Below are 12,091 nucleotides of genomic sequence, written 5' to 3' on the forward strand. Positions count from 1 at the left end.
CCTGGTTTTGCGATGCTGGATAACTGATGACATGAACGGCCAACCGGCCTGACGACAACCCTGGGCTCTCACACGGCTGCAAGGCCGTTCCCCTAATTAGGGTCGTTGGGCATCGATTCTCATCGAGGCGCGGGGGCCACAACCCCAACTCAGACGCCGGATAGATGAAAGCAAGCCAAACACGACATCAACAACAGTATTGCAGAAAAGGGGGTAACCATAGATGTGGGAGCGGGCTTGCCCGCGAAGAGGCCGGAACTGACGCCAGATATCTCCAACCTGCAGAAACAACAAAGCCCGCATCAATGCGGGCTTTGTTTCAAATCCATCCAGGCTTAGAAGCGGAACACTTCCATATCCGTCCGGACCGGCGCGGCCATCGGGATCTTCGGCTGCTTCTCCTGTTCTACCGCAGGTGCTGCCGCCTTGGCTGCCGGCTTGCGCGGGACTTCGGCGATCGGTGGCTGATTGGCCAGCGGCTTCAGCGCCACCGACAGTTGCTCGGCCAGACGTTGCAGCAACACACCCTGAGCCTGAACCTGAGCCGCGGTACTACCGGCATGCTGTTCCTGCAAATGGATGATGCGGTTGTCACGGACCTGTCCGCGACGGTCGATCAAGCGCCATTGCGCGTCGAGGATCGCCGGTTGTTTTGCACCCGAATCCAGGCGCGTGATAGTCAGCAGCACCTGAACATCCGGGGTGAAGCCCACTGTCGCCGGGGCCAGGACTACGCGCTGGCTGTCCAGGCGACCTGCGACCTGACGCAGCAGCAACTGATCGATATCCGACGAAAGGCTGCCTGCCCAACGACCGTCGGTCGAGGCTTGCAGGCTGCCATCGGGCTGACGCTGCAACAGGGTTTCGCGTTGCAGGTAGTCGGCCACGGTGACCGGCCCCAACAATACCGCCATGCCCGCGTTCTGTGCGGGCTGAACCGGACTACCAGCGTCCAGCTGATACAACGACACCGGCTGGTGAACGCTGCAACCCGCCAGGCCAAGAACGCCGGCGAGTAAAAGAATAAAAGGAAGGCGCAGAGCAGTCATCGTCCCATCCAGGTGATCGCTAAAAGGCTGACCACAGTGAAAATACTCAACAAATATGAATAACGCACGGCAATGCCGGCGCTTGAAAGGCCATATCATCCGTGAATATGCGTTCCGACTCCAGCGCAAAGCGCCGAACTACGGGTTAAATCGTAGATCGGCGCCTCTAACTCGCGCTCTTCGGTCAATTGATCGAGTTTTCGACCAGCAGCGCATCGACCCGCTGGAAGCCACGCGGCAATTTGTTGCCACGACGACCGCGTTCACCCTTGTAGTGTTCGAGGTCGTCCGCTTTCAGTGACAAGGTACGTTTCCCGGCCTGCAACACCAGTGTTGCACCGTCCGGCAATACGGCGATGTCCGTCACATACTCTTCGCGACTGGCCACTCGCTCACCGGGAATCCCGATGATCTTGTTGCCTTTGCCCTTACCTAATTGTGGCAGGTCGCTGATCTTGAAGATCAGTAGGCGACCTTCGGTCGTCACCGACGCCAGCCAGTTCTGCTCACGATCGGCCACCGGGCGCGGCAGCATGACCTTGGCATTGTTCGGCAGACTCAACAAGGCCTTGCCCGCCTTGTTCTTGGCTTGCAGGTCTTCACCCTTGACCACGAAACCGTAGCCGGCGTCGGAGGCGATCACGTACAGCGCATCGTCTTCCGGCATCAGCACACATTCGAAACTCGCCCCTGGCGGCGGCGTCAGGCGACCAGTCAGCGGTTCACCCTGGCCACGAGCCGACGGCAAGGTGTGGGCGGCCACCGAATAACTGCGACCTGTGGAGTCGATAAACACCGCGAACTGGTTGGAGCGTCCGGCTGCCAGGGCCTTGAAACCGTCCCCGGCCTTGTAGGAAAGCCCCGTGGCGTCGATTTCGTGGCCTTTGGCAGAGCGAATCCAGCCTTTTTCCGACAGCACGACCGTCACTTTCTCGTTCGGCAGCAGATCGTGCTCGGTCAGGGCCTTGGCCTCGGCGCGCTCGACAATAGGCGACCGGCGGTCATCACCGTAGGTTTCCGCGTCCTTGATCAGTTCGCTACGCACCAGTTTCTTCAGTTTGGCTTCGCTGCTCAGCAGGGCTTGCAGCTTGGCTTGTTCCTTGAGCAGTTCATCCTGCTCGGCACGCAGCTTCATCTCTTCCAGTCGCGCCAACTGACGCAGACGGGTGTCGAGGATGTAGTCGGCCTGGATTTCGCTCAGGGCGAAACGCTCGATCAGTTTGGCCCGTGGATGCTCCTCGGTACGGATGATGTGGATCACTTCATCCAGGTTGAGGTAGGCAATCAACAAACCGTCCAACAGGTGCAGGCGACGCTCGACCTTGTCGAGACGGAATTGCAGGCGACGACGCAYGGTCTGCACCCGGAACTCCAGCCATTCGACCAGCAGCGCCCGCAGGTTTTTCAGCTGCGGCTTGCCGTCCAGGCCGATGATGTTGATGTTGACCCGGTAGCTCGACTCCAGCTCGGTGCTGGCGAACAGGTGCTGCATCAAGGCATCGTGGTCGAAGTTTTTCCGCGCGCCCGGAATGATCACGATCCGGCACGGGTTTTCGTGGTCGGACTCGTCACGCAAGTCGGCAATTTGCGGCGCTTTGGACGGCTTGGCCTGCATCATCGCGGCGATCTGTTCCAGCACCTTGGCGCCCGAGACCTGATGCGGCAGCGCGGTGACGATGATGTCGCCGTCTTCGATGTGATACACGGCGCGCATACGCACCGATCCGCGACCGGTTTCGTAGATTTTCAGCAGGTCGGCGCGCGGGGTGATGATTTCCGCTTCGGTCGGGTAGTCCGGGCCCTGGATGTGTTCGCAGAGCTGTTCGACCGTGGCCTTGGGCTCGTCGAGCAAGCGCACGCAGGCGGTGGCGACTTCCCGCAGGTTGTGCGGCGGAACGTCAGTGGCCATGCCAACGGCAATGCCAGTGGTGCCGTTGAGCAGAATGTTCGGCAGACGGGCCGGCAAGACCAGTGGCTCGTCCAGCGTGCCGTCGAAGTTCGGCCCCCAGTCCGCCGTGCCCTGGCCCAGTTCGCTGAGCAGTACTTCGGAATAACGCGACAGCCGCGCTTCGGTGTAACGCATGGCGGCGAAGGACTTGGGATCATCCGGCGCACCCCAGTTGCCCTGGCCGTCGACCAGCGTGTAGCGATAGCTGAACGGCTGGGCCATCAGCACCATGGCCTCGTAGCAGGCCGAATCGCCGTGGGGGTGGAATTTACCGAGCACGTCACCGACGGTACGCGCCGATTTCTTGTGCTTGGAATCGGCGTCCAGCCCCAGCTCGCTCATGGCGTAGACGATACGCCGCTGTACCGGTTTCAGGCCGTCGCCGATATGCGGCAAGGCACGGTCCATGATCACGTACATGGAGTAGTTGAGGTAGGCATTTTCGGTGAAGTCAGCCAGCGAGCGGCGTTCTACACCGTCCAGGCTGAGATCAAGGGAGTCGCTCATGCGGGCCTCATCGGTTCGTTGTCTGGCGCAGCAGCATGGTGCCACCGCGCTGGGTAAATTCAAGTTTGTTCAGTGCGCTCATGCCGAGCAACACCTGATCGCCATGCAGCCCCGGGGCCACCAGTGCGCGTACATCCCGCAGCACTATGTCGCCCAGTTGCAGGCGTTCAATATGGGTGCGATAGCCCTGGCTCAAGCCATTGGCCGTGCTCAGGGTCACGCCGAATCCTTCTTCGAGCTTCAAGCGCTTGGCCAGGTCCGCCGGAATCGACACATCAGTCGCCCCGGTGTCGAGCATGAAGCCCACCGGCTGGCCGTTGATCTGGCCGCTGGCGACGAAATGCCCCTGCACATTGCTCACCAGTTTCACCTCGATGAAACCTTCGCCCTGCTCCGAACTGACCACCACATTCGGATTTTGCTGACGCGCTTCCCATTGGCCGAAAAACCGTGTGGCCAGAAACAGCGCCGCACACCAGGCCAGCACCATGAATACCCGGCCGATGCGCTGCCCCGGGGTTTGTTGTCTCATGGCTTGGCACTCCAGCCACCTTCCGGTGCAGCGAAGCGCCAGACCACCGGACGGACTTCGCCATCGGCGCGGGCGCCGAAGTTATTGTCGACACCGATCCAGGCGCCATCGGCATCCACGATCAATGCTTCTTCCAACCCGTAGTTCTGTGGATAACGACGGTTTGCCTGCAACAACTCGGCGGCATACGACCAGCAACGCTCGACCCTGGCCGTCTGCGGATCCCGGMGGCAGATCTGGTAGGCGTTGCGTTCAAGGGTGAACAGCTTGCCGTTGAACAGCGACAGGTCAGAAAAATCCCGCGGTACAGCTTTGGCGTCAGGAAACTGCTCGGGCTGCATTTCCATGCCCGCTTCGCTCAGCAGCACGCAGCCACCGTCGCAATCCCACAACGTCTGCTTGCGTTTGATCATCAGCAATCCGCGCCCTTCACGCTCGGCGGCGAACCACATCTGATCGCCCGCCGGATTGACCGCCAGCCCTTCGAACAATGCATTGAATTGCAACAGCAGGCCTCTGGCCCGTGCCTCGCGAACCAGCATCGGCGAGATCTTCAGCCAGGCGGCGGGCCCCGTTGGCGGCACTTGCAAGACAGCGGCATGGCCTTCACTGACGATGTAACGATTGCCGGCGCTGTCGCAGGTGATGCCCTCGAAGTCCAGATCACCGCCACGCACGAACGAAGCCCCCCAGACGCGAGACTTCAGCCCCCAGGGCAAACCACTGTCAGGCACTGGCGGTGCGTTGATGTGCACCGTTTCGGCCTGCCAGACAGATTCGCTGGTATCCAGGCGGTAGATCTGATTATCGTCGCGGTCRGAAACCGCCCACAGATCATTGCCGCACTGCGCCAGCCCGGACAGGTTGCCGCCGCGCATACCGTCGACGACATGTTCGGACAACAGGCGCAGCTGTGGCGCCGGATCGGCGGATACCGTGTACGACGTCAACAGCAACCCACAAGCCAGGGCAAAGCCCAGACGCATCAGCCCAGCACCTCGGCCAGGTTGCCCTTGGACTCCAGCCAGGTCTTGCGGTCGCCAGCGCGTTTCTTCGCCAGCAGCATGTCCATCATTTCCGAGGTCGCCTCGAAATCTTCCAGGGTCAATTGCACCAGGCGCCGGGTGTTCGGGTCCATGGTGGTCTCGCGAAGCTGCGGCGGGTTCATTTCGCCCAGACCTTTGAATCGTGTGACTTGCGGCTTGCCGCGCTTCTTCTCGGCCACCAGACGATCGAGGATGCCATCGCGTTCGGCTTCATCGAGGGCGTAGTAGATCTCTTTGCCCAGGTCGATGCGGTACAACGGCGGCATGGCCACGTAAACGTGGCCGGCATCCACCAACGGGCGGAAATGCTGGACAAACAGGGCGCAGAGCAGCGTGGCGATGTGCAGACCGTCGGAGTCGGCGTCGGCGAGGATGCAGATCTTGCCATAGCGCAGTTGGCTCATGTCCGCCGCGCCCGGATCGACGCCGATGGCCACGGCGATGTTGTGCACTTCCTGGCTGGCCAGCACTTCGCTGCCGTCGACTTCCCAGGTGTTGAGGATCTTGCCGCGCAACGGCAGGATCGCCTGGAACTCTTTGTCCCGCGCTTGCTTGGCCGAGCCGCCAGCGGAATCACCTTCGACCAGGAACAGCTCGGAACGCATCGGGTCCTGCCCGGCACAGTCGGCCAGCTTGCCCGGCAGCGCCGGGCCCTGGGTGACGCGTTTACGCTCGACTTTCTTGCTCGCCTTCAAACGACGGCCGGCGTTGTTGATCGCCAGTTCCGCCAACGCCAGACCGGTTTCCGGGTTGGCGTTGAGCCACAGGCTGAACGCATCCTTGACTACACCGGAGACGAACGCCGCCGCCTCACGGGACGACAGGCGCTCCTTGGTCTGGCCGGAGAATTGCGGTTCCTGCATCTTCATCGACAACACGAAGGCAATGCGTTCCCAGACGTCCTCCGGCGCCAGCTTCACGCCGCGCGGCAACAGGCTGCGGAATTCGCAGAACTCGCGCATGGCGTCGAGCAGGCCTTGACGCAAACCGTTGACGTGAGTACCGCCCTGGGCTGTCGGGATCAGGTTGACGTAGCTTTCCTGGACCGCGTCGCCACCTTCGGGCAGCCACAGCAGCGCCCAATCCACCGCTTCTTTATTACCGGCCAGGCTGCCGCAGAACGGCTCGTCCGGCAGGCGCTCGAATTCGCTGACCGCATCCACCAGGTAGGAACGCAGGCCGTCTTCGTAATGCCATTCGACTTTCTCGCCGGTGGCCTTGTCTTCAAAACTGACCAGCAGCCCCGGGCACAACACGGCCTTGGCCTTGAGCACGTGCTTGAGGCGGCTGATGGAAAATTTCGGGGAGTCGAAGTATTTCGGATCCGGCGCGAAGAACACGCTGGTGCCGGTGTTGCGCTTGCCGACAGTGCCGACGATTTCCAGCTCGGTGGCCTTGTAGCCATCCTTGAAGGTCATCTGGTATTCGTTGCCGTCACGCTTGACCCGCACCCGCACTTCGGTGGACAAGGCGTTGACCACGGAAATACCTACCCCGTGCAAACCACCGGAGAACTGGTAGTTCTTGTTGGAAAACTTGCCACCGGCATGAAGCTTGGTGAGGATCAACTCGACGCCCGAAACACCTTCCTCAGGGTGAATGTCCACCGGCATGCCACGGCCGTCATCGCTGACTTCCAGAGAATGGTCGGCATGCAGGATCACCTGCACCGATGAGGCATGCCCGGCCAAGGCTTCGTCGACACTGTTGTCGATGACTTCCTGGGCGAGGTGGTTCGGCCGACTGGTGTCGGTGTACATGCCGGGGCGCTTGCGCACCGGGTCGAGGCCCGAGAGGACTTCGATGGCGTCTGCGTTATAAGAGCTAGCGCTGGGAGTGGCCATGGGGTCTCGTCGTCAGTCGTTCATTGAAAATAGGGGCGAGAATTCACAATGCCGTGAAATCGATCGCCTGATACAAATCTGCGCCAATGCCGGCAAAACTCAGCATGGCCGGAAGCTGTGCGGCAAACCCCTGGAAACCATGGTCGCCGCCGGCCTGGATGCGCAAGGCACAGGCCCGGTAATACTGCTGGGCGAGGCGATAGTCCAGCGTTTCGTCAGCCGTCTGCAACCACACCTGATAACGCTGTGGGTCCTGGGGCGCCGGCACTTCCAGTTCGGCCAGGGCCGTCACGTGGTCGTGGGTCATTTCCCAAGTCTCTTCGGTATACAGGTTTTTCTGCGTCCCCAGATAGCCGTCGAACATCCGGTGCGGACCGACGGCGGGGTTGATCAACAGGGCTTTCAAGCCAAGGCGCTCAGCCAGGTGAGTCGCATAGTAGCCGCCGAGTGAGCTGCCGACCAGCAGTGGCCGCCCCAGTTCGACAATCGCCTGTTCCAGTTGCGCAATAGCCTGGCGCGGGTGATGGTGCAACGCCGGAACGCGCAAGTGTTCACTCAGGCCCAGACGCTCCATCACCTCGATCAACTGACAGGCCTTCTTCGACAACGGCGAGCTGTTGAAGCCGTGGATATAAAGGATCGAACCGGACATTTGAGCTCCCTGTGCGTCGGCTAAAGAGGCGGAGTTTACAGGGCGCAGGGAGAAACGGGGATACCCGCAAAAATCAGGTGCCTGCACCGCCGCCATCGCGAGCAAGCTCGCTCCCACACTAGTTTTGCGTCGTTCACAAAATCCCTGTGGGAGCGACGGTGCGACGATTCGACTTGCTCGCGATGGCCGCACCTCGGTTTCCAGAAAAATGAAAAAATCAGTAGCCGTTGGAACCGTAATCCACAGTGAAATCGAACCCGGTAACCCGCTCCACCCCGGTTTCCAGCCGCCCGTCGGGCAGCAGCCGCAACCAGCGATAGCCTGGCGCCTGTTCCCCGACCTTGAAATCCTCGCTGCCCGGCTCGAACTGGATGCAGGTCGAGGGCGAGGCGATCAAACGCACGCCGTTACGTAATTGATCGATTTCCTGGTGCACATGCCCCCACAGCACGGCACGTACCTGTGGAAAACGATCCAGCACGTCAAAAAACGCCTCGGGATTACGCAGGCCGATAGGCTCCATCCATGCGCAACCGATGGACACCGGGTGATGGTGGAAGCACACCAGATGATGGCGATCCGGCGCTTCGCTCAACGAGCGGGCGAGCAACTGCAGCTGTTCATCCTGCAAATATCCCGGCACCGAGCCTGGCACCGCCGAATCGAGCAAGGTGACCCGCCAGTTGCCAATATCCACCACCGGTTCGAGCAAAGCGCTTTGCACCGCCGCCTCGGCCATGATTCGCGGCTCATCGTGATTGCCGGGAATCCAGCGCGCCGGCGCATCAAGCTGGCGCGTCATGTCGCGAAACTGCTGGTAGGACTCCAGCGTCCCGTCCTGGGACAGGTCACCTGTGGCCAGGATCAAGTCAATCCGCGGCTGTTGCCCGCGCACCAGCTCGATGACCTTTTGCAGACTGTCGCGGGTGTTCATGCCCAGCAACGCGCCGTCCGCTTCGGCAAACAGGTGGCTGTCGGAGAGTTGCACCAGCAACGCCGGATCGGCGGTGGTCAATGTGGATACGCTCGGCAAGGCGTTCTCCCAGGGCGTGATCACGGGGATGGGTAAGTGCCGCAATTATGCTGGGGGACGATCGAAAGGGGAAAYCTGTGAACCTGACACAGTTCACAACTGCGCTTCACTACTAACGTACTACTTCGTATTCATGCCCCAGCGCCAGGCAATGGCTCAGCCATTCGCCCAGAAACATGTTCAACTGGGCTTTTTCGTCCGGCTGGTGCATCGCGGCGTTCGGGTAAGGATAGATGCCACGAAAGCGTCGCGCATGTTCGGCGCTGACCACTTCGGCCATGCGCGCGTCGTGATAGACCTGTACTTCCAGTTGCGGCACCGGCAGCCAGGGCAGGCTGTGCTCCTGGCGCACTTGCAGGGTCGTGGTGTAAGGACAGGTCAGCAGCACTTCCAGGGCCAGCACACCCAGCATCTGGTCGCCATGGGTCACGGCAATGCGCCGCGCGGCGGGCTCGCAGCGCATGTCCGGCAGCAGTCGCATCAGGCGCGCGTAGTTCGCCTCGCAAGACGCTTGCAGCCCCACCAGGTCCACCCGATAGCGATCGCGCAGCTTGTTTACGACCATAACCCCCTCACTTCAACGCGGTTCAAAGCCAGCCATTGCAAGGCAATGATGCTCGCCGCGTTGGCAATACGTCCGTCGCGTACGGCTTGCAGGGCATCTTCGAAAGCCCAGACCGTGACGCGGATGTCTTCTGCCTCTTCCTCCAGCCCATGCAGGCCGCCAACCCCGGTACTGTCGCAACGCCCCAGGTACAGATGTACGAATTCGTTGCTGCCGCCCGGCGATGGAAAATATTTGAGCATCGGCCAGAGCGCCCCGATTTCAAGCCCAGCTTCCTCCTGCGCCTCGCGGTGAGCAACTGCTTCCGGCACTTCATCCTTGTCGATCAGACCAGCGACCAGTTCGATCAGCCACGGGTTGTCGGTCTTGCCCATGGCTCCGACGCGAAACTGCTCGATCAGAACCACTTCATCGCGCTGCGGATCGTAAGGCAGCATGCAGACCGCGTCATGACGAACGAACACCTCACGATTGATCTCGCGGCTCATGCCCCCGGCGAACAATTCGTGGCGCAGGTGCACGCGTTCGAGTTTGTAGAAGCCCTCGTAGCACTTTTCGCGCCGCACGATATCAACGGCGGTCGGAATGGCGTTGGTAAAATCCTTCATGACTATCCTCGTTACTGCAAATCCTGTTCGAGGCTGCTTTTTTCCTGGGCCTCGACTTCGCGCCATCCTAACGCGCCCGTGATGTTTGATGCAGCTCCTTTCCCGTCAGCGGGATAGACGGTGAGGGCGAAACCCACTCTAATTAGCTTAGTGGCGAACTGACTGCTTTGTTGAGAGTCGAAGCCGGTAACTTTTTGCCTTCCCCTGTTTCAGAAAGGACGCACATGTCGTTTTTCAAAATCGCCTCCGTGGCCGCTATCGCCCTGACCCTTGGCGCTTGCGCGAGTCTGTTCCAGCCCAACTACCGGACGCCGCTGGAAACCACGCGCGATGCCTCCGAGCAACTCAAGCCCGGTTGCAGCAACCCGGATTGCCCGCTGGTCAACATCGACACCCTGCGCTTCCCGGCCGAGCCTGCACTGGACGGCATCATCGAAAAACGCCTGCTGCAAATGACCCGCACCTCGCCTGACGCTCCGGTAGCGCCGACCCTGGAGGCCTATCGCGAGGAGTTTTTGCGCACCGCCGGCCCGCGCAGCAGTAGCTATCTGCAAGCGAAAGTACGTGAGCAGCATGACGGATTGGTGATCGTCGAATTGTCCAGTTACCTGGACACCGGCGGTGACCATGGCACGCCGGGGCGAGGCTTTATCAACTACTCGCGCCAGCAGCATAAAGTGCTGACGTTGTCGGACATGCTGGTGCCGGGGCAGGAAGAAGCGTTCTGGAAAGCGGCGCAGGTGGCGCACAACAACTGGCTGATCAGCACCAAGCTCGATCAGGAACCGGAGTTCGTGAAGAGCTGGCCGTTCCAGAAAACCCGGAACGTGGCACTGACCTACGGCGGGGTGATCCTCAAGTACGAAACCAGCAGCATCGCGCCTTACGCGCTGGGCCATGTCGAACTGAAGATCCCCTACCCTCGTCTTAACGGGATCATCAAGCCCGAGCTGTTTCCCGGCCGTAACTGAAGGCTCGGCCCAGCACAAGCTGCAGCAGCCCTGCCAGGACCAGTGCCGGCAGGGTGGCACCGACATCCGGGTACAGGTTGGCCAGCAAATGATAAGTACTGATCCCGCCCAGCCAAGCGAGCAGCGCCGGCCAGCGTAGCGCGGCCGAGGCCACCTGGCCGCTACGCTTGCGCAGGATGAAGTGGTCCACCAGCACCACGCCGAACAATGGTGCAAACACCGAACCGATCAGCAGCAGGAAGTTCTGGTACTGGGCCAACGGAGCCAGCAGGGCAATCAGCGTGCAGATGACGCCGATGGCCAGGGCCAGGTGCTCGACTTTGGCGCGCAACAGAATCCCGCTGGACACCGCCGCCGAGTGAATATCGGCAAAGGCGTTTTCCGATTCATCCAAAAGAATCAGCAGCAGCGGAATCCCCAGGCCGGCACCGGCCAGCGCCAGCAACAAGGCATTGACTTCACCGCTTGGCGCGAACGCCAGGGTGTAGGCCACGCCCAGGCTCATCAGCCAGAAATTACCGATGAAGAAACCGATGGCGGTGCCACCGAAGACGTTTTTCGCCCGTTTGCCGAAGCGCGAATAGTCGGCGATCAGCGGCAACCACGAGAGCGGCATGGCAATGGCGATGTCGAAACCCACGGCGAACGGCATCGAACCGTCACCGGCCTGAGCCCACAATGCGGCCAGGTCGGCCTTGGCGAACAGGTTCCAGGTCAGCCAGGTGCAGGCGGCCAGCAGCAGCCAGATACCCCATTTGCGCAGGATCTGCCGCACGAACGTTAGCGGACCGCTGACCGCCAGCAAGGTCGCCAGGGCGCCGAAGAACAGCGTCCAGAGCAGCGGATTCGACAGCAGACTGCCTTCGCTGAACGCTTTGGCGCCCAACAGGCTGGCGGCATCGCGCATGACGATGATTTCGAACGAACCCCAGCCGATCAATTGCAACAGGTTCAGCACCGCCGGCAGGCTCGCGCCTTTGGCACCGAGGCTGAGCTTGAGCGCGGCCATCGACGACAGGCCGGTGTCGCTGCCAATCACGCCGACGGCGGCCAACAGCAGAACACCCACCAGCGTGCCGAGAAAAATCGCCAGCAACGAACCGGACAGCCCCAGGCCCGGCGCGAGCAATGCACCGGTCTGCAACACCATCAGGCCGATGCCGAGGGAAAACCACAGGGAAAACAGATCGCGGCCGCCGAAGACACGTTTGTCGGTCGGCACTGCGACATCAGGTGAATAAGTGCTGGGTTGAATGCTCAAGGGTGTTATCTCAGAGGGACATTTGTTGTTGTGAAGATCGCCATCGCGAGCAAGCTCGCTCCCACAGGGGATCTG

11 protein-coding genes are annotated in these 12,091 nt (G+C 61.0%); 1 reads left to right on the forward strand and 10 read right to left on the reverse strand.

Going from position 1 to position 12,091, the window contains the following annotated elements:
- Positions 1-335: 335 nt before the first annotated feature.
- The 9 genes from ACXRVY_RS07985 to ACXRVY_RS08025 all read right to left on the reverse strand — a co-directional run bounded on the left by ACXRVY_RS07985 (position 336) and on the right by ACXRVY_RS08025 (position 9,784).
- Positions 336-1,049 carry a PqiC family protein gene (locus ACXRVY_RS07985; protein WP_223461779.1) on the reverse strand — a complete coding sequence of 238 codons (714 nt, stop codon included), beginning with the start codon at positions 1,047-1,049 and terminating at the stop codon, positions 336-338.
- 184 nt (positions 1,050-1,233) lie between these two features.
- Entirely contained in the window at positions 1,234-3,504 is a 2,271-nt protein-coding gene (gene parC, locus ACXRVY_RS07990; RefSeq protein WP_458237217.1) for a DNA topoisomerase IV subunit A, read from the reverse strand.
- 7 nt (positions 3,505-3,511) lie between these two features.
- Complete coding sequence (locus ACXRVY_RS07995; protein ID WP_223461774.1) at positions 3,512-4,036, reverse strand: retropepsin-like aspartic protease family protein; 525 nt, start codon at positions 4,034-4,036, stop codon at positions 3,512-3,514.
- On the reverse strand, positions 4,033-5,022 hold the full coding sequence (locus ACXRVY_RS08000; protein ID WP_458237218.1) for an esterase-like activity of phytase family protein: 990 nt from the start codon (positions 5,020-5,022) through the stop codon (positions 4,033-4,035). The genes ACXRVY_RS07995 and ACXRVY_RS08000 overlap by 4 nt, the downstream gene beginning before the upstream one ends.
- Positions 5,022-6,926, reverse strand: coding sequence for a DNA topoisomerase IV subunit B (gene parE / locus ACXRVY_RS08005; protein ID WP_223461770.1), 1,905 nt, complete (start codon positions 6,924-6,926; stop codon positions 5,022-5,024). Before parE ends, ACXRVY_RS08000 begins: the two co-directional genes overlap by 1 nt.
- 43 nt (positions 6,927-6,969) lie before the next feature.
- Positions 6,970-7,578, reverse strand: coding sequence for a YqiA/YcfP family alpha/beta fold hydrolase (locus tag ACXRVY_RS08010; RefSeq protein WP_223461768.1), 609 nt, complete (start codon positions 7,576-7,578; stop codon positions 6,970-6,972).
- A gap of 217 nt (positions 7,579-7,795) precedes the next feature.
- Positions 7,796-8,611 carry a 3',5'-cyclic-AMP phosphodiesterase gene (gene cpdA / locus ACXRVY_RS08015; protein ID WP_223461766.1) on the reverse strand — a complete coding sequence of 272 codons (816 nt, stop codon included), beginning with the start codon at positions 8,609-8,611 and terminating at the stop codon, positions 7,796-7,798.
- Positions 8,612-8,723: 112 nt separating this feature from the next.
- The gene (locus ACXRVY_RS08020) at positions 8,724-9,176 is read right to left on the reverse strand and encodes a DUF1249 domain-containing protein (protein ID WP_223461764.1); all 453 of its coding nucleotides are present in this window, start codon (positions 9,174-9,176) and stop codon (positions 8,724-8,726) included.
- Positions 9,167-9,784: an NUDIX domain-containing protein gene (locus tag ACXRVY_RS08025; RefSeq protein WP_223461762.1), complete on the reverse strand. Its 618-nt coding sequence runs from the start codon at positions 9,782-9,784 to the stop codon at positions 9,167-9,169. Before ACXRVY_RS08025 ends, ACXRVY_RS08020 begins: the two co-directional genes overlap by 10 nt.
- 224 nt (positions 9,785-10,008) lie before the next feature.
- On the opposite strand from ACXRVY_RS08025, the gene ACXRVY_RS08030 reads away from it, so the two are divergent.
- On the forward strand, positions 10,009-10,755 hold the full coding sequence (locus ACXRVY_RS08030; protein WP_223461760.1) for an RsiV family protein: 747 nt from the start codon (positions 10,009-10,011) through the stop codon (positions 10,753-10,755).
- Here the strand turns inward: ACXRVY_RS08030 and cytX are convergent.
- Complete coding sequence (gene cytX, locus ACXRVY_RS08035) at positions 10,724-12,016, reverse strand: putative hydroxymethylpyrimidine transporter CytX (protein ID WP_223461758.1); 1,293 nt, start codon at positions 12,014-12,016, stop codon at positions 10,724-10,726. The two genes, ACXRVY_RS08030 and cytX, sit on opposite strands and share 32 nt — an antisense overlap.
- Positions 12,017-12,091: the final 75 nt, after the last annotated feature.

The sequence above is a fragment of the Pseudomonas sp. P5_A2_2 genome, assembly GCF_054177685.1.